Origin of the sequence: Ancylobacter tetraedralis, assembly GCF_014195655.1 — a bacterium.
Classification (GTDB): domain Bacteria; phylum Pseudomonadota; class Alphaproteobacteria; order Rhizobiales; family Xanthobacteraceae; genus Ancylobacter; species Ancylobacter tetraedralis.
Genome location: NZ_JACICD010000001.1, coordinates 292965 through 311563 on the forward strand (window position 1 = coordinate 292965; position 18599 = coordinate 311563).

14 protein-coding genes are annotated in these 18599 nt (G+C 69.4%); 4 read left to right on the top strand and 10 right to left on the bottom strand.

Annotated elements, in window-relative coordinates; all coding sequences use genetic code 11:
* Positions 1-12: 12 nt before the first annotated feature.
* The 10 genes from FHS55_RS01330 to mutM form a co-directional block, all read right to left on the bottom strand.
* Positions 13-1698, bottom strand: a complete 1686-nt coding sequence (locus tag FHS55_RS01330) for a thiamine pyrophosphate-binding protein (RefSeq protein WP_183187879.1) — start codon at positions 1696-1698, stop codon at positions 13-15.
* Between the two features lie 147 nt (positions 1699-1845).
* Positions 1846-4284, bottom strand: coding sequence for a DNA topoisomerase (ATP-hydrolyzing) subunit B (gene gyrB / locus FHS55_RS01335; RefSeq protein WP_183187880.1), 2439 nt, complete (start codon positions 4282-4284; stop codon positions 1846-1848).
* A 58-nt stretch (positions 4285-4342) separates the two neighbouring features.
* The gene (locus tag FHS55_RS01340; protein WP_183187881.1) at positions 4343-4957 is read right to left on the bottom strand and encodes a LysE family translocator; all 615 of its coding nucleotides are present in this window, start codon (positions 4955-4957) and stop codon (positions 4343-4345) included.
* A gap of 62 nt (positions 4958-5019) precedes the next feature.
* The gene (locus tag FHS55_RS01345; RefSeq protein WP_210286810.1) at positions 5020-5424 is read right to left on the bottom strand and encodes a VOC family protein; all 405 of its coding nucleotides are present in this window, start codon (positions 5422-5424) and stop codon (positions 5020-5022) included.
* Positions 5417-6592 (bottom strand): DNA replication/repair protein RecF, encoded by a 1176-nt coding sequence (gene recF / locus FHS55_RS01350; protein WP_183188584.1) that lies wholly within the window; start codon positions 6590-6592, stop codon positions 5417-5419. Before recF ends, FHS55_RS01345 begins: the two co-directional genes overlap by 8 nt.
* Positions 6593-6618: 26 nt before the next feature.
* Positions 6619-7734: a DNA polymerase III subunit beta gene (gene dnaN / locus FHS55_RS01355; RefSeq protein WP_183187882.1), complete on the bottom strand. Its 1116-nt coding sequence runs from the start codon at positions 7732-7734 to the stop codon at positions 6619-6621.
* Positions 7735-8098: 364 nt separating this feature from the next.
* The gene (gene dnaA / locus FHS55_RS01360) at positions 8099-9634 is read right to left on the bottom strand and encodes a chromosomal replication initiator protein DnaA (protein WP_183187883.1); all 1536 of its coding nucleotides are present in this window, start codon (positions 9632-9634) and stop codon (positions 8099-8101) included.
* Positions 9635-10789: 1155 nt separating this feature from the next.
* Complete coding sequence (gene rpsT, locus FHS55_RS01365; protein WP_183187884.1) at positions 10790-11056, bottom strand: 30S ribosomal protein S20; 267 nt, start codon at positions 11054-11056, stop codon at positions 10790-10792.
* A 178-nt stretch (positions 11057-11234) separates the two neighbouring features.
* Positions 11235-12008: an enoyl-CoA hydratase gene (locus tag FHS55_RS01370; RefSeq protein ID WP_183187885.1), complete on the bottom strand. Its 774-nt coding sequence runs from the start codon at positions 12006-12008 to the stop codon at positions 11235-11237.
* A 15-nt stretch (positions 12009-12023) separates the two neighbouring features.
* Complete coding sequence (gene mutM / locus FHS55_RS01375; RefSeq protein ID WP_183187886.1) at positions 12024-12935, bottom strand: bifunctional DNA-formamidopyrimidine glycosylase/DNA-(apurinic or apyrimidinic site) lyase; 912 nt, start codon at positions 12933-12935, stop codon at positions 12024-12026.
* 328 nt (positions 12936-13263) lie between these two features.
* Between mutM and FHS55_RS01380 the strand changes: the two genes are divergently transcribed.
* The 4 genes from FHS55_RS01380 (at position 13264) to FHS55_RS01395 (ending at position 18455) form a co-directional block, all read left to right on the top strand.
* Entirely contained in the window at positions 13264-14757 is a 1494-nt protein-coding gene (locus FHS55_RS01380) for a DUF1800 domain-containing protein (protein WP_183187887.1), read from the top strand.
* Between the two features lie 3 nt (positions 14758-14760).
* Complete coding sequence (locus FHS55_RS01385) at positions 14761-15984, top strand: DUF1501 domain-containing protein (RefSeq protein ID WP_183187888.1); 1224 nt, start codon at positions 14761-14763, stop codon at positions 15982-15984.
* A gap of 109 nt (positions 15985-16093) precedes the next feature.
* Entirely contained in the window at positions 16094-16699 is a 606-nt protein-coding gene (locus tag FHS55_RS01390; RefSeq protein WP_183187889.1) for a dimethylsulfoniopropionate lyase, read from the top strand.
* Positions 16700-16796: 97 nt separating this feature from the next.
* A complete protein-coding gene (locus tag FHS55_RS01395) occupies positions 16797-18455 on the top strand; it encodes a Na/Pi cotransporter family protein (RefSeq protein ID WP_183187890.1) in 1659 nt (552 codons plus the stop codon).
* Positions 18456-18599: the final 144 nt, after the last annotated feature.

Below are 18599 nucleotides of genomic sequence, written 5' to 3' on the forward strand. Positions count from 1 at the left end.
TCGCGGCGCGGCCTACTTGGCCTTGGCGGCCAGCGCCTTCTCGCGGATGGCCGAGAGGCTGGCGACCGGCGTGATCGCTTCCGGGTCGAGCTTCACATGCACGATCGCCGGCTTTTCCGAGGCGAAGGCGGCGTCGATCGCCGGGGCGAACGCCTCATCCGTTTCCACCGTGATGCCGAAGCCGCCGAAGGCGCGCGCATAGGCGGCGAAATCGGGGTTCTTCAGCGTGGTGGCATAGACGCGCGCGGGGAATTCGCGCTCCTGATGCATGCGGATGGTGCCGTACATGCCATTGTCGATCAGCACCACCACGATGGGGATGTCGTATTGCACGGCGGTGGCGAATTCCTGCCCCGTCATCAGGAAATCGCCGTCCCCCGCCACCGCGACCACGGTACGCTCCGGGTTGGCGCGCTTGGCGGCGATGGCCGCGGGCACGCCATAGCCCATCGAGCCGGAGGTCGGGGCGAGCTGGCTGCCGAAGCTGCGGAAGCGATGGAAACGGTGCACCCAGGTGGCGAAGTTGCCGGCCCCGTTGCAGACGATGGTGTCCGCCGGCAGGGCGCGCAGGTAGCGCACCAGCGTCGCCATCTGCACCGCGCCGGGATTGGCCGGGGGCTCCTCGGTCCAGGCGAGATAGTCCGACCGCGCCTCCTCGCGCCAGCCGCTCCACGCAAGCGTGGTCGGCGGCTGCACGCCTTCTAGCGCCGCCGCGAAGGCGGCGGACGAGGCGTTGATGGCAAGCGCCGGCTGGTAGACGCGGCCGAGTTCGTCCGGATCGGCATGGACGTGGACCAGCGGCACGCCGGGATCGGGAATGCCGAACAGGCTGTAGCCCTGCGAGGGCACCTCGCCCAGCCGCCCGCCGGCGACGATGACGAGGTCCGCCTGCTTCAGCCGGGCGACCAGCTTGGGGTTGATGCCGAGCCCGACATCGCCGGCATAGCTCGGGTGATCGGCGGGAAACAGCATCTGGCGGCGGAACGAGGCCGCCACCGGCAGGTCGAAGCGCTCGGCAAAGCGCACCACGCTCGCCACCGCCTTCGGGTTCCAGCGCGCGCCGCCCAGGATCATGATCGGCCTGGAGGCGGCCCAGAGCATTTTCTGCAGCCGCATCATGTCGGTGAGGCCCGGCCAGGTCTCGGCGGGCTCGACGGCGGGAGCGTCGGGAACGGTCGCGATCTCGCTCAGCGTGTCCTCGGGCAGCGCGATCACCACCGGGCCGGGCCGGCCTTGCGTCGCGACGCGGAAGGCGCGGGCGATGATCTCGGGGATGCGGGCCGCCTCGTCGATCTCCACCGCCCATTTGGCCAGCGTGCCGAACACGGCGCGGTAATCCACCTCCTGGAACGCCTCGCGCCCGCGCATGGAGCGCGAGATCTGCCCGACGAACAGGATCATCGGCGTGGAATCCTGCTGCGCGACATGCACGCCGGCGCTGGCATTGGTGACGCCCGGCCCGCGGGTGACGAAGCAGATGCCCGGCTTGCCGGTGAGCTTGCCCGCCGCCTCCGCCATCATCGCCGCGCCGCTCTCCTGCCGGCAGACGACGAAATCGACGTTGGTATCGACCAAGGCGTCGAGCACGTCGAGATAGCTCTCGCCCGGCACGCCGAAGGCCCGGGTGACGCCATTGGCGAGGAGGGCGTCCACCAGGATGCGGGCGCCGGTGCGGGGGGAGGGGACAGGAGATGTCATGATCTGCACAGGACTGGAGGGCCGAAGAGGGCGGCACTCTAGTGCCGGGAGCGCGCCAAGGCGAGTAGCCTTGCGACGAAACGCAGATCGCTCGTCAGTTCTCCCGGGAAGGGCTGGGCTCTTCGGCGGCCGGTGAGGGCGCGCCGATCACACGTCGACGCTGGCGCGCAGGGCGTTGTCCTGGATGAAGACGCGGCGCGGTTCGACCACGTCGCCCATCAGCCGGCTGAACAGGTCGTCGGCGTCCAGTTGCTCCTTCACGCTCACCTGCAGGAGCGAGCGCGCATTGACGTCCAGCGTGGTCTCCCACAGCTGCTCGGCGTTCATCTCGCCGAGGCCTTTGTAGCGCTGCAGCGCGATGCCCTTGCGGCCGGCATCGGTGACGACGTCGAACAGGTCCATCGGGCCATAGACCACCGTCTCCGCGCCCTTGCGGCGCAGCGTGGCGGGCTCGGCATGCACTTCCTGCAGCTCGGCGGCGAGGCTGTCGAGCCGGCGCGCCTCGGGCGAGCCGACGAAGGCGGCATCCAGCACCGCCACTTCCTTGACGCCGCGCACGGTGCGCGTGAACTTGAAGCCGGCCCCGTCCGCCTCGCCGAGCCAGCCGCGCTCGGTCTCCTCGGCAATGAGGTCGAGGCGCGCGGCCACCACGGCCGCGATGGCGGCGGCGCGATCTTCCTCGATGAGCAGCCCGGGGGCCAGGGCTCCCGCGATCGCCGCCTGCTCCACCACCGCCCGATTGTAGCGCGGATGCAGCGCGTTCATCACATGGCGGAAGGTGCGGGTGTTCTCCAGCACGTGGTGCAGGTCGGCGCCCGCGCGCACCTCGCCCGAGGCCACCACCAGCGAGGCTTCTTCCAGCCCCTGGTTGATGAGGTAGTCCTCCAGCGAGCGCTCGTCCTTCAGGTACTGCTCGGACTTGCCGCGCGAGACCTTATAGAGCGGGGGCTGGGCGATGTAGATGTGGCCGCGGTCCAGGAGCTCCGGCATCTGCCGGAAGAAAAAGGTCAGGAGCAGGGTGCGGATATGCGAGCCGTCGACATCCGCGTCCGTCATGATGATGATCTTGTGGTAGCGCAGCTTGGCGACGTTGAAGTCGTCGCGGCCGATGCCGGTGCCGAGCGCGGTGATCAGCGTGCCGATCATCTCGGACGACAGCATCTTGTCGAAGCGCGCGCGCTCCACGTTGAGGATCTTGCCGCGCAGCGGCAGGATCGCCTGGAAGGCGCGGTTGCGGCCCATCTTGGCCGAGCCGCCGGCCGAATCGCCCTCGACGATGAACAGTTCGGACTTGGCGGGGTCGCGCTCCTGGCAGTCGGCGAGCTTGCCGGGCAGCGAGGCGACGTCCAGCGGGTTCTTGCGGCGCGTGAGCTCGCGCGCCTTGCGCGCCGCCTCACGCGCGGCGGCGGCTTCCACCACCTTGGTGATGAGCGCCTTGCCCTCGGCCGGGTGCTCCTCCAGCCAGGAGCCGAGCGCCTCGTTCACCAGCGCCTCGACCACGGGGCGCACCTCGGAGGAGACCAGCTTGTCCTTGGTCTGCGAGGAGAATTTCGGATCCGGCACCTTCACCGAGAGCACGGCGGTCAGGCCCTCGCGGCAATCCTCGCCGGTGGGCTCCACCTTCTCCTTCTTGGCGATGCCGGTGCGCTCGGAATAGCCGATCATCTGGCGCGTCAGCGCGGCGGCGAAGCCGGTGAAATGGGTGCCCCGGTCGCGCTGCGGGATGTTGTTGGTGAAGCACAGCACGTTCTCGTGGTAGCTGTCGTTCCACGATAGCGCGCATTCCACCATGATGCCGTCGCGCTCGGCGCGGATGACGATGGGCTTGGGCAGCAGGGCCTGCTTGGAGCGGTCGAGATACTGCACGAAGGCCTCGACGCCGCCCTCATACATCATCTCCTCGCGCTTGCCCTCGGCGCTGCGGTCGTCGGTGAGGACGATGCGCACGCCGGAATTGAGGAAGGCGAGCTCGCGTAGCCGGTGCTCCAGCGTGGCGTAGTCGAAGGCGATATGGGTGAACGTATTCGGGCTGGGCAGGAACGTTACCTTGGTGCCGCGATGGCCCGCCGGCGCTGGCCCGACCATGGCAAGATCCTCGGCGGCGTTGCCATCGTTGAAGCGCATGAAATATTCGTTGCCGCCCCGCCAGATGGTCAGGTCGAGCGTGGTGGAGAGCGCGTTGACCACCGAGACGCCGACCCCGTGCAGGCCGCCGGAGACCTTGTAGGAGTTCTGGTTGAACTTTCCGCCGGCATGCAGCTGGGTCATGATGACCTGCGCCGCCGAGACGCCTTCCTCGGAATGGATGTCGGTGGGAATGCCGCGGCCATTGTCGGTCACCGTGACCGAACCATCCGCGTTGAGCGTGACGGTGACCCGATCGGCATAGCCGGCCAGCGCCTCGTCGATGGCGTTGTCCACCACCTCGTAGACCATGTGGTGCAGGCCCGAGCCGTCATCGGTGTCGCCGATATACATGCCCGGCCGCTTGCGCACGGCATCGAGTCCGCGCAGCACCTGGATCGACTGCGCGCCGTAATCATCCCCGTTCGAGGCAGGGGTCGGGGCGTTGTCGGGTTCGGCCATGGGGTCCAGCTCTGCGAATCGTTTGAATTGATGAGTCTTTTGTACCGCAAATGCGTGTTTATTTCGTCGCCACCAGCACCGCGGCGCCGGCCATGGCGGTTCCGCAGGCGCGGTTGATGAGGCGGATGCCGCGCGTGCTGCCGGCAAGGTGCCTCGCCTTGTGCGCCAGCGTGACATAGCTGGCGAAAACCAGGGTCAGCACCACAGCGATGACGGCGTAGAGTTCGGCAAAGCCGAGCGCGCTGATCTGGTTCAGGTCGATGATGCTCGGCAGCAGCGCGAGGTAGAAGGCCATCGCCTTGGGATTGCCGAGCGTCATTCCGAGCCCTGTCAGGAACAGGCCGGGCGCTGAATCGCTCTCGCGGATCTCCGCCGCCTGGATCGTGTGCGCGGGCGCGGTCCACAGCTTCCAGGCGAGGTAGGCGAGATAGGCCGCAGCCGTGAGGCGCACCAGCACGAATAGCGAGCCGAGCGCCACGGCGAGCGCGGCCAGACCCAGGGCGGCCGCCGTCAACCACACCATGTCGCCCAGCACGATGCCGGCGACGAGCGGCGCGGAACCCTCGCGACCACGCACCAGCGTGCGCGCGATGACGGCGATGACGCTCGGGCCGGGTGAGGCCGCGGCCAGCGCCAGAGCCGCCGCGAAGACGATGAGATCGAAGAGGTGCATCAAACTCACATGCGCGCGCCGCGCGCGCGAGACCCGTGACATAGGGCTCCGGAGCGGAAAGTTCAAGCCATGCCGGCGCTCTCGGGCCGATGACACACCGCCTCGATGCGGTTGCCATCGGGATCCCGCACGAAGGCGGCGTAATAGGCGGGGTGATAGTCCGGCCGGAGGCCGGGCGCACCGTCGTTCCGCCCGCCATGAGCGAGGGCGGCGGCGTGGAAGCCATCCACCGCCGCGCGGGTCGGCGCGCGAAAGCACCAGTGCCGGTTGTCGGCCACCACGGTGCCGCGCGTCGCGACCACGCTGATATAGCTGTGGCTGTCATCATCCGGCCCGTTGCGCGCGCCATAGCCGATGCTGTCCGCGCTCCGGCGCACGCAGGGCACGCCCAGCGCGGCCATCACGGCGTCATAGAAGGGCAGGGCGCGGGCGAGGTCCGCAACGGTGATCGAGACGTGGTCAAGCATGCTCAGACTCCCCCGCCGGATCGATCCGCCCCGGCGTGACGGTGAAGCGCTCCGCCCGCCCGCCGAGCGCGGCGAAGGCGGCGGGGTCGGCGCCGGTCATCCACACCTGGCCGCCCAGCGCGTCGAGCGCCGCGAACAGCGCCGCCCTGCGCACGGGATCGAGATAGGCCACGACATCGTCCAGCAGCATCACCGGTGCCATGCCGGCCATCTCGCCGACCAGCCGGGCATGGGCGAGCGCGAGGCCGATCAACAGCGCCTTCTGCTCGCCGGTGGAGCCCTGCGCGGCGGGGATTGCCTTCGGGCCATGCCCAACCAGAAAATCGGTGAGGTGCGGCCCCGTCAGCGTGCGCCCCGCGGCGCGGTCGCGCGGGCGGCCGGCGCGCAGGCTGTCGCGGTACTGGTCCTCGACGATCGTGGCCGGTTCGCGGGCCAGCGCGCGCTCGACCTCGCCCTCCAGCGCCACGGTGGCGAAGGGGAAGGGCGAGGCATCGTCGCTCGCCCGTTCGCGGCCCTGCGCGATGCCGGCGGCCAGTCGGCGCAGCGTTTCCAGCCGGGCGGCGGCGACCGCCACCGCGAGGGCGGCGAGTTCCTGCTCCACGGCGTCGAGATAGCGCGGATCGGTGGATACTTCCTCCAGCAGCCGGTTGCGCGCGCGCAGGGCCCGCTCCAGCGCATTCACCCGCGCGCCGTGCTCGGCATCCACCGCCAGCACCAGCCGGTCGAGGAAGCGGCGACGGTCGGCGGGCGGGCCGGTGAACAGCCCGTCCATGTCGGGGGTTAGCCACACCACCCGGACATGGTCCGCGAAGGCGGCGGCGGAACCGACCGGTTCGCCGTCGATACGGCAGCGGCGGCTGCGTGCCTCCACGCCATCGGCCTCGATGCCGGTGCCCAGCATGACCTCGCCATAGGCGCCCTCAACCGTGGCGGCGACCGCCCAGCCACGCGCCGGCATGCCGTCGGCACGCCGCGCGGCGAACTGGTCCAGTGCGGCCCGGCGCAGGCCGCGCCCGGGGGCCAGCAGCGAAATGGCTTCCAGTAGGTTGGTCTTGCCCGCCCCGTTCGGCCCGACCAGCACGATCGGACCATCCCCGGCGCGAACCTCCGCCCCGTGATAGCTGCGGAAATCCGTCAGCCGCAGGCGGATGACGCGGGCGCGGGACATGCCGAGATGAGGCGTCGGCGACGGGCTCACACTCGCATCGGCATCAGCACATAGAGCGCGCCGCGCTTGTCCGGATCCTGCACCAGGGTCGGAGAGCCGGGGTCGGCGAGCTTGAGCTCGGCGGTGCCGCCTTCGATCTGCGAGGTGATGTCGAGCAGATAGCGGCTGTTGAAACCGATATCGATCGGCTCCGCGGCGTACTCGACCTCGATCTCCTCGGTCGCGCTGCCCGAATCCGGGTTGGTGACGGAGAGCACCAGCTTGCCGTCGGCGATGGAGAGCTTGACCGCCCGCCCGCGCTCGCTCGCCACGGTGGATACGCGATCGACCGCCGAGGCGAAGTCGGCCTTGTCGACGATCAGCGTCTTGTCGTTGCCGGTGGGGATGACGCGGCCGTAATCGGGGAAGGTGCCGTCGATCAGCTTGGAGGTCAGCACCACGCGATCCAGCGAGACGCGGATCTTCGAGGTGGAGAGCTCCACCGTCACTTCCGCCTCGGCATTGTCGGCGAGGCGCTGGATCTCGGCGACCGCCTTGCGCGGAACGATCACCCCGGGCATGCCGGCCGCGCCGGCGGGGGCGGCGGTCTGGGCCTGGGCGAGGCGGTGGCCGTCGGTCGCCACCGCGCGCAGCACCGGCCCGCCCGCATCCGCCACATGCAGGTAGATGCCGTTCAGGTAATAGCGGGTTTCTTCGGTCGAGATGGCGAACTGGGTCTTGTCGACCAGCCGCTTCAATTCACCCGCCGGCATCGTGAATGCATGCGTCATCTCGCCGGCGGCGAGGTCGGGGAATTCGTTCTCGGGCAGGGTCTGCAAGGCGAAGCGCGAACGGCCGGCGCGCACGGTGAGCGTGCCGCGGTCGCCCGAAGTCTCCAGCTGCACCTGCGCGCCTTCGGGCAGCTTGCGCACGATGTCGTAGAGCGTGTGCGCCGGGACGGTGGTGGCGCCCTCCTGGCCCACCTCGGCGGCAATCGTCTCCACGATCTCGATGTCGAGGTCGGTGGCGCGCAGCGCCAGCCCGCGCGCATCGGTGCGCAGCAGCACGTTGGCGAGGATCGGAATGGTGTTGCGCCGTTCGACGACACGATGAACGTGGGCGAGTGACTTGAGCAACTCGGCCCGCTCGACAGTGACCTTCATGGCCGCGACACCCGTGGCTATACGAGAAACGGAAGACGCACGAAGCGCGCATGACGCGAAGCCACGCTCCATGCCGCGCCCCGGGCGGGCGGCGCGGTCGCCGCCGGGGGAGCCGACATTGCCGTCAGCACCGCGTGATAGCAAGCGCGGTGCGCTGCAGCGCGGCGAAATAATGGGGAAAGTGTCGAAGCTGGCGCGGTGCCGGGGGAAACGGCGATGATGGAGCGCGGCGTGTCACACGCTGTCTCCTTCACATGCCGCGCCATGGCTCCCGGCAGGCGCCTGCAAATGGCAGGGCGCGCGACGGTCCCTGAGGCAGGGACCGTCGGATGTCATCGCGATGGGCCGCCGCCCGGCGCGCGTGTCACTCGTCGTTGATGAGCCGCTTGAGCGCCTCGACTTCATCGGCCATGGCGCGATCGCTGCCGATGAGGCCTTCGATCTTGCGCACCGCGTGCAGCACGGTGGTGTGGTCGCGTCCGCCGAAGCGGCGGCCGATCTCCGGCAGCGAGCGCAGGGTCAGCGTTTTCGCGAGGTACATCGCGATCTGGCGCGGCTTCACCACATTGGCGGTGCGGCGCTGCGAGAGGATGTCGGCGCGGGTCACGTTGTAGTGCTTGGCGACGATGCGCAGGATGTCGTCCACCCGCACGCGCTTGGGCTCGGTGGAGCGCACGAGGTCGCGCACGGCGGTCTCGGCCATTTCCAGCGTGATGGCGCGGGCGGTGAGCTGGTTATGGGCCAGCAGCCGGTTGAGCGCGCCGTCGAGGTCGCGCCCGTTCTGCCCGCAATGGCGGGCGATGAAGGCGAGCACGTCCGGCGGCACGTGGAAGCCGGGATGCTGGCTGGCGAGCGCATGGATGCGGGCGGAGAGGATTTCCAGCCGCAACTCCTCGTCCAGCGGGGCGATCTCCACCACCAGTCCGCCGGCAAGGCGCGAGCGCACGCGCTCTTCCAGCGCGTCAAGCTCGGCCGGCGGACGATCGGCGGCGATCACCACCTGGCGCCCGGAATCCATCAGCGCGTTGAGCGTGTGGCAGAATTCCTGCTGCACGCTTTTGCCCTGGAGGAATTGCAGGTCATCGATCACCAGCGTGTCGATGCCGCGCAGCTGCTCCTTGAAGGCAATGGCCGACTGGCTCTTCAGCGCGGCGACGAAGCCGTACATGAAGCGCTCGGCGGTGAGATACACGACGCGCCGGCCATGCTCCGGGCCGGCGGCGGCGATGGCCTGCAGGAGGTGGGTCTTGCCGAGGCCGACCGCGGCATGGAGATAAAGCGGGTTGAACACCGGACCGGCACCGGTGGGCGCCGCCGCCACCTTGAGAGCGGCCGCGTGGGCAAGGCGGTTGGAATCGCCCAGCCGATAGCTGGCAAAGGTCAGGCGGTGGTCGAGCGGCGAGCCATTGCCCACTTCGGGCGTGGTGACGGCCGACGCGACGGCGGCCGGCGGACGCGCCTCGACGGCGGTACGCAGGACGGTGCCCGGCGCGACGATCGGGCGGACGGTCGAGGCTGTGCCCGTGCCCGTGCCCGTGCCGCGCATCACCGCGGTGCGCACGATCAGTTCGACGCGCTCGGCGCCACCCTCTTCCTGCCACAGCGCGGTGAGGCGCTCGACATAATGCTGCTGGATCCAGGTCTTGAGAAACCGCGTCGGAACGGACAGTCGCACGGTGCCGCGCGCGAGGCCGTCGAGTTCCAGACGGGGAAACCAGCTCGAATAGACTTCCTCGCCGATCTCCGCCCTCAGGCGGCGGCGCACACGATCCCACGCCTGATGCGGGGCCTCGTCCAACTCACGCGGGGTACTGTCCAAACCGACTCGTGAACCGGCACCGGATACGCGGCCGGGATACGCCACACCGTCTGAAGACTCGATGCTGCTGGCTTTGAACATGGTAGCTCCGCTGGTTTTTTGCGGTTGTTGGAAGACAAGGACGGCCACCCGCCTCACCCGAAGCACCGCCGGGAAGGGCGGTATGGGCGAGCGGACACGCATGTCGATGTCGATGAAACGTCGTCGGCGGCCCTTGCGGGATCCGTTCCGAAACTCCGGTACTCTCGGATTGTCGGCGGTATGGGCTCAGCGGGGCGGGGAACTGCCGGCCGCCGCGGGACAGGCGCAGGACTCGATCGCGAGAACTCGATCGTCAACCGCGAAGAAGGAGCCAGCCTCGGCCTCGGCACTGTCAGTGCTCTGACGGGCCGCCCTTCTTCTGTCCATGCGCGTCGTCATAGGTACCCCTTCGCGGCAAGAACCTTGCCGTCCTGTAACAGGTTTGATTGTTCTAAAACGAATACAAATGAACGCGTTCGCTACTCACTCCGACAATCGCATCCTATTGGATCGCGTTGCCGTGTAATTCCCTGAAGGGACGCTCTGGCGGAGAGGAAGGGCAGCAGAAACAACGCATGACTACCTCCTCCTCATGTCAGAATGAGCAGTACGTGAACTCAACTTTTCGCTGAGATGGTCCGGCGGAACCGGATGAACACAACATACACAGGGGGGGGCTCAGGCGCAACGCCATCGCCATGCGGTGGGCGATGGGGGCGCCTGCGAAATGGACGAATCAGCCGCTCAAAAAAGAACCATGAGTCGGCAAATCTCTGAGTCCTTTGCAAGAATCCCTGTCGCTCCATGACGGGTCTTTCCTCGCCTATTTTTATGCTCGGGACGGGTGGGAGGGGTGCCTTCCCGGTGATTCTGCCGAGGTGTCGGCGTGTGAGGCGTAACTTTATGAAAATAAAGAGAAAAGTCTGCGCGGTCCGAGGCCGGAAATGCCCCGTTCGGAGCGGCCGGTCGCCTGCTCCGCGGGGTCGGACATGTCAAGCCGGCTGGTGGTGGCGGGGGGTGGCATGGGAGCCGCGCCCGCGCGGGCGTGACAGTTTTGCAACGCGGTAAATATGCGTACGCCATTGCAGCGAGACGGGCAGGGCAGGGGGGCCGGGAGGGGCTTGGGAGGGCCTGCGGAGGCGCCGCGCACAAACAAAAAGCCCGGCGTGACGCCGGGCTTTGCCGCAACTTCAGGTTGCTCGTATCGAGCTGGTATCAGGCGCTCAGCTTGGCGACACGCTGCGCCAGGCGCGAAACCTTGCGGGAGGCCGTGTTCTTGTGCAGCACGCCCTTCTGGGCGGCGCGCTGGATCTCCGGCTCGGCCGCCTTGAAGGCGACGGAAGCGGCGGTCGCGTCGCCGGAGGCGAGCGCGTCCTCGACCTTGCGCACGAAGGTACGCAGACGCGAGCGGCGATTCTTGTTGACCGCAGTCCGGCGCTCGATCTTGCGAGCCGCCTTCTTGGCGGAGGGCGTATTGGCCATCGGCCGTCCTCTTCGTCTCTGCAAGCGCGGCGCCGGCCGCTTCTTGCCCGAAATATCGGTTGCAAATGATGAGGCGGGGCGACCCAACGGGACCCCGCGCGAGTGGCGGGCTTATAGTCTCGGAGCGCTGCCGCGTCAATATGTAAGCCATGCGACGACGACGGCCCCCGGACGGCGTTTACGCATTGTTAAAGGAAGCACTGCGCTTTTCGACGAAGGCGGCCATGCCTTCCTTCTGGTCGGCGGTGGCGAACAGGGCCTGGAACAGCCGCCGCTCGAATCGGATGCCCTCCGCCAGCGTGGTCTCGAAGGCCCGGTTGACGCTCTCCTTGGCCATGACCACCGAGGGGAGGGAAAGGTTGGCGATGGTGTCGGCCACCTTCATCGCCTCCGCCTGAAGCTCAGCCAGCGGCACGACGCGCGAGACGAGGCCGTAGCGGTCCGCCTCCTCGGCGGTGAGGGTGCGCCCGGTCAGGCACATCTCCATTGCCTTGGCCTTGCCGATGGCGCGGGTGAGGCGCTGCGAGCCGCCGGCGCCCGGCAGGATGCCGAGCTGGATCTCGGGCTGGCCGAAGCGGGCATTGTCGGCGGCGAGGATGATGTCGCACATCATCGCCAGCTCGCAGCCCCCGCCCAGCGCATATCCCGCCACGGCCGCCACCACCGGCTTGCGGCAGCGCGCGAGCCGGTCCCAGCTCGTCAGGAAGTCGTCGGTATAGGTGCCGGGGAAGGTGAGCGGCTGCATCTCCCTTATGTCGGCGCCGGCCGCGAAGGCGCGCTCCGAGCCGGTGAGCACGAGGCAGCCGATGCCGGGATCGGCCTCGAAGCCGTCCAGCGCCGTGCCGAGTTCGGCGATGAGCGCGCCGTTCAGCGCGTTGAGCGCCTTCGGCCGGTGGAGCGTGATCACGCCCACGTGCCCGTTGGTCTCCACGAGGATGTTGTCATACGCCATGCTGCGGGCGCCTCCCTATCTCTGGCACGATGCACAATAAAAGGTGGAGCGCCCCGCCTGCACAAGCCGGGCGATGCTGCCGTGGCAGCCCGGCGCGAGGCAGGGCTGGCCCTCGCGGTCATAGGCGCGGAAAGTGTGCTGGAAATAGCCGAGCGTGCCGTCCACCTGCGAATGGTCGCGCAGGGTGGAACCGCCGGCGGCGATCGCCTCCTCCAGCACGGCGCGGATCGTCTCGACCAGAAGCCGCGTCTCGCGCGTGGCCCGGCCGGTCGGGCTCGCCAGCGTCAGGGCGAGCCGCTCCGGCGCGATGCCGGCGCGGTGCAGCGCCTCGCACACATAGATGTTGCCGAGCCCGGCAACGATCTTCTGGTCGAGCAGCGCCGCCTTGATCGGCGTACGGCGGCCTGTGAGTGCCTTCGCGAGGCCCGCGGCATCGAAGCCATTGCCGAGCGGCTCCGGGCCGATGTCGCGGAACAGCGGGTGCGCCTCAAGCTCGGTCCGGGGGACCAGCAGCATGGCGCCGAAGCGGCGCGGGTCGTTGTAGACGATGTCCACCCCGTGCTCGAGCCGCAGCACCACATGGTCATGCGCGGCGGCCTTCGAGCGCGGAATGTGGAAGGCGCCCGGCGCCTCGGCCGCCCGATCTCCCGCCCCATCTCCCGCCTCGATGCGGAAGGAGCCGGACATGCCGAGATGCACGACCAGCACCTCGTTCGCGGCCGCTGCGTCGGAATCGAGATCGATCAGCAGATATTTGGCTCGCCGGCCGAGCCCGGCAATGCGGCGCCCGGCCAGACGCTCATTGAGGCGCTCGGGCAGCGGCCAGCGCAGATCCGGCCGGCGGGCCAGCGCCTCCCGGATCCGCCGCCCTTCCATGGCCGGCGCGAGGCCGCGCCGGACGGTCTCCACCTCGGGAAGCTCGGGCATGCGGTGTTCCTGATGGTGTGACGCGCAGGGGTGTCGCGCGGTCTCTATATAGGAAGAGCGCGCCCGATCGCGAGGCGGCCGGGTGCGGCGTCCGGTCCGGGGCGGGTCGATGGCGAATGCCGCCGGGAGCGCGAAGGCACCGGGGTGCCGCTGCCGCTCCGCGAGGCCACGGATGTTTGCGACACAAAGGCCCCCGACGTCCCGATGGTCGCCAAATAGCCCTAAAACCTCCGCAGCCTGACCAAAAGGGGCGCTCAACGTCGAAGACTGTCACGCGGCTTGCCAGTGTCGTGCAGGCCGTCAACGCGTCGACATCAGGGGCCCTCGCATGTCCGACGAGCTCAAAGCCCTCACCGCCCTGCGCCGCTTCGGGCTCGGCCCGCGCCGCGGCGACATCGCCCGGCTTCGCGCCGACCCGCGCGGCGCCCTCATCGAGGAAATGGCGCGGCCGGCCGCCATCCGGCTGGACGACCCCTCCCTTCCGGGCAGCCAGTCGGCGCTGGCGCGCAACGCCGCCTACCAGCGCGCCGTCACCCGCGCCCGGGAAACCCGCGCCCCGCCGCCAGACGTCGCCGCGCCGATGAATGTCGCGCTGCGCGGACCACAAAGGCCGGCCGCGCCAGCCATGCCGGCGGGCATGGCATCGGGGATGGCGCCGGATATGGCGTCCCCCTCGATGGGCGCGCCGTCGATGGCCGGGCCGGCCGCCAAGGCGCCCGCGCCCGATAACCTGGTCTATGAGCAGGAGATCGCCGCCCGGCTCGTCCGGGCGCGCAGCGCCGAGGTCGGCTTCACCGAGCGTTTGGTCATGTTCTGGGCCAATCATTTCGCCATCGCGCTGAAGGACGCGCCGGTGCGCATCACGGCGGGGGCGTTCGAGCGCGAGGCGATCCGCCCCCATGTGCTCGGCCGCTTCCCGGACATGCTGCGCGCCGTCGAGCAGCATCCGGCCATGCTCGCCTATCTCGACAACACCCAGTCGATCGGCCCCCGTTCCAATGCCGCGCTGAAGAACCGGCGCGGCCTCAACGAGAATCTGGCGCGCGAGACGCTGGAGCTGCACACGCTCGGCGTCGATGGCGGCTACACCCAGGCCGACGTCACCGCGCTCGCGCGCATCATTACCGGCTGGACCATCGCCTCCGCCGACGAGGACGCCTTCAATGGCGGGCGCTTCACCTTCGCGCCCGCCCGCCACGAGCCGGGCGACCAGACGCTGCTCGGCCGCGTCTATCCCGAGGGCGGGGTGGAGCAGGGTGAATCGGCGCTGCTCTCGCTGGCCGCCCACCCGGCCACCGCCCGCCACATCGCCCGCAAGTTCGCCGCGCATTTCGTGGCCGATGACCCACCGCCCGCGCTGGTCGATCGCCTGGCGGCGAGCTTTCGCACCAGCGGCGGCGACCTGAAGGAGCTGGCGCGCACGCTCATCGAATCGCCGGAGGCCTGGGCGGACGCGCCGGCCAAGCTGCGCTCGCCGCAGGAATTCCTGTTCGCCGCGCTGCGCCTCACCGGCAAGCCGGACGAGGCCAAGGTGGCGGCCGGGCAGCTGGTGGCGATGGGCCAGCCGGTGTGGAACCCCGGCAGCCCGAAGGGCTTCGCCGACCGCAGCGACGACTGGCTCTCGCCCACCGGCATCAAGACGCGGCTCGACGTGGCCGACCAGATCGGCCGCACGGCCGCCACCGCCGAACCGCTCGAACTGGCGGACGCCGCGTTCGGCGGGGCCGTGTCGGCCGAGACGCTGCAGGCGGTGCGGCGCGCCGAGAGCCGCCCGCAGGCGATCGCGCTCCTGCTCATGTCGCCCGAATTCCAGAGGAGATGAGCCATGAAGCTGTGTGAAACCTCGCTGTCGCGTCGCGCCGTTCTCGGCACGTCCGGCGCGCTGTTCGCCTGGGCGTTCATGCCGCGCTTCGCCTTCGCCGCCGGCGCGCGCGACGCCCGCTTCGTCTGCATCGTGCTGCGCGGCGCGCTGGACGGGCTGGCCACCGTCGCCCCGGTCGGCGACCCCGCCTATGCCGGGCTGCACGGAGATCTCGCCCTCTCGCTCACCGGCGACATTCCGGCGCTGCCGCTCGACGGGTTCTTCGCCCTGCACCCGTCGATGCCCAATTTCGCCCGGCTGTACAAGGCGGGTCAGGCCAGCGTCGTGCATGCGGCGGCGACCGGCTATCGCGACCGCTCGCATTTCGATGGCCAGGACGTGCTGGAAAGCGGCCAGCCGGCGCCCGGGCGCACCGAATCGGGCTGGCTCAACCGTTTCCTCGCCGGCTTGCCGGCGGGCGAGCGCATCGCCGCGCAGGGCGCGCTCGGCGTCGGGCCGGTGGCGCCGCTGGTGGTGCGCGGCCCCGCGCCGGTGCTGGGCTGGAGCCCCGCCGTGCTGCCGCCGGCCGGGGACGATCTCGCCACCCGCCTCACCGCGCTCTATGCCGAGCGCGATTCCGGCCTGCACCAGGCGCTGCTGGACGGGCTGAAGACGCAGGACCTCATCGCCATGAACGGGCCCGCCATCAAGCGGCAGGGCGGGCCGGCCGATCCCAAGGGAATGAGCCAGACCGCGCTGGGCGCCGCCCGACTTCTGGCCCGCGACGACGGCCCGCGCATTGCCGGGCTCGCCTTCGAGGGCTGGGATACCCATGCCAATGAGGGCGGCGTGAAGGGCCAGCTGGCCAATCGGCTGGGCGGGCTGGACGACGCGCTCGGCGTCTTCGCCGCCACGCTGGGCCCGAAATGGAAGGACACCGCCGTGATGGTGGTGACCGAGTTCGGCCGCACGGCGCGGATCAACGGCACGCAGGGCACCGATCATGGCACGGGCACGGTGGTGCTGCTCGCCGGCGGCGCCATTCGCGGCGGCCGGGTGATCGCCGACTGGCCCGGCCTCTCGGAGGCCGCGCTGCTGGAGGGCCGGGACCTCCGGCCGACCGTTGACGTGCGGGCGATCGCCAAGGGGCTGCTCGCCGACCTGTTCGGCGCCCCGGCCGGCTATCTCGCCCGCGACGTGTTTCCCGATACCGACGCGATCGCGCCGTTCAGGGATCTGGTGGCCTGAGCCGGGTGATGCTTCCGATCGGGTCTTGGCGCCATCCGACACCCGTGTTTCGATGGAGGGAATACCGGCCGTGCCGCGCAGGCCGGCACTGGCCGCAGGAGAGCGATGCATGACCGTTCGGAACGAGGCGCTTCAGGCCTTTCTCGACGCCTGCTTTTTCGCCTATGAGCGCGCGGCGCAGGCGCCCGAGGCCAGAAACTCGCTCGCCGCGATCAAGGTCCGGCTGGAGGCGCCCGCAGCGCCCCGCGCCACGCCCGGCAGCCGACTGCCGGCCTGCGACCACCTCGACGCCGCGCTCGACACGGCAGAGGCTGTGCCGTCCGTCGCCGGGCTCATCGCCGCCTTCCGGGTGCTGGAGCCGATGCTGGCCTGGCGCCGGCGCCCCACCCATGACGATACGGCCAGCGCCAATTTCGTCGATGGCCATGCCAACGCGATGATTGTCGGCCCCGGCGGCGTGGAGGAGCGGGAGGATGTCTGGCTCGGCGTCTCGCTGCTCGCGCCCCATGTACGCTATCCCGACCACGACCATGCGCCGGAAGAGACCTATCTCGTGCTCTCGGGGGGCGAGTTCCGGCACGGCGAGAGCGATTGGTTCGCACCGGGCATCGGCGGCTCCTTCTACAATGTGCCGGCGATCCGCCATGCCATGCGCTCGGGCGACGCTCCGCTCTTCGCGCTGTGGGCGCTGAAGGTGGAGCGGTCGGCGGCCTGAGGCCGATGGGTGGGGCGCGGGCTGGCGTGCCGGGCTTGCCGCAAACTGCACCGATAATTGCTTGTCCGATGTCTCACCTCGGGCTTAGCGTGACGACATGTCCTTTCCGGCCACACTGATCGACCTCGCGGGATTCATCGCGTTGCTGCTGTGGGGCACCCATATGGTGCAGACCGGCGTGCAGCGTGCCTTCGGGCCCCGTCTGAAGGCCATTCTGGGGCGCGCCCTGAATGGCCGGCTGCGGGCCTTTGCCGCCGGGCTCGGCGTAACCACGCTGCTCCAGAGCAGCACCGCCACCGGCCTGATGGTGACGGGCTTCGCGGCCGGCGGGCTGGTGGAACTGGTTCCCGCGCTGGCGGTGATGCTGGGCGCCAATGTCGGCACCACGCTGATCGTGCAGGTCCTGTCCTTCGACATCGCCATGGCCGCGCCCATCGCCATCCTGGTCGGGGTGCTGATGTTTCGCCGGGATTCCTCCTCGCAGACCCATGATCTCGGCCGCGTGCTGATCGGCCTCGGCCTGATGCTGCTCGCGCTCGGCCATCTGCTCGACCTCATGCGCGACTATGAGGATGCGCCGAGCCTGCGGCTGCTGCTGGGGGCCATTTCGACCGCGCCGCTGCTCGACGTGCTGCTGGCCGCCGGCATCACCTGGGCGGCGCATTCCAGCGTCGCGGTGGTGCTGCTGGTCATGTCGCTGGCGGCCAATGGCGTGGTGCCGCCCAATGCCGCCTTCGCGCTGGTGCTCGGCGCCAATCTGGGCACCGCGATCAATCCGCTGCTCGAAGGGGCGGCCGGCGATGATCCGGTGGCCCGGCGCGTGCCGCTCGGCAACCTCCTGATGCGGCTGGCGGGCATTGCCGTGGCACTCGCCGCGCTGCAGCCCATCGGCCAGCTGATGGTGACGTTCCAGCCCGACAATGCGCGGGCGGTGGCCGACTTCCACACCTTCTTCAACATCGCGGTGGCACTGGTCTTCCTGCCGGTGCTGGGCCCGCTCGGGCGGCTGCTGGCCTTCCTGCTGCCCGCCCGCGCTGCCGCGGCCGACCCGGGCAGCCCGCTCTATCTTGATCCCGCCGCCAAGGAGACGCCCATCGTCGCGCTGGGCGGGGCGGCCCGCGAGGCGCTGCGCATCGCCGATGTGCTGGAGACGGTGCTGAGCGATGCGCGCGAGGCGCTCCGAAACGGCGACCGGCGGCTGATCGTGGAGACCCGGCGCCGCGACGACGTGATCGACCGGCTCAACATCGCCATCAAGTCCTATCTCACCTCGATCGACCCCGACGAACTCGGCCCGCACGACCACCTGCGCCTGCAGCAGGTGCTGACCTTCACCATGAATCTGGAACAGGCGGGCGACGTGGTCGACCGCCATCTGCTGCCGCACGCCTCCAAGGGCCTCAAGCGCGGCCTGGCCTATCCCCGCGAGCGCCAGCAGGAATTGTTGGCGCTGATGGATCGCCTGATCGGTAATCTGCGCACCGCAGCGTCTCTCTTCATGACCGAGGATCCGCGCGCGGCGCGACTGCTGGCCGACGAGAAGGTGGCGTTCCGCGAGGCCGAGACACGCGCGACGCTGCAGCATTTCGAGCGCCTGCGCGGCAGCCAGCTCTCCGCCGCGCAGGCCAGCGCCCTCTATCTCGATCTGCTCAGGGACATGAAGCTGATCAACAGCCATCTCGTCTCCGCGGCCGCCTATCCCGTTCTGGAGCGGAGCGGCGAATTGCTGGCCAGCCGCGTCGCACGGGGTGACTGAGTGGAGCGGGGTCGGGAAATGGAGACCGCGAAACGGTAGGGAGCGAAGTTTTTCGCCAGAAATATTGCGCCACGTCGCGTCGATTCGCCACTTTCGGGAGAATCGCGGTATAGCATCGCGATCCATTCACCCTCGGGACCGCAT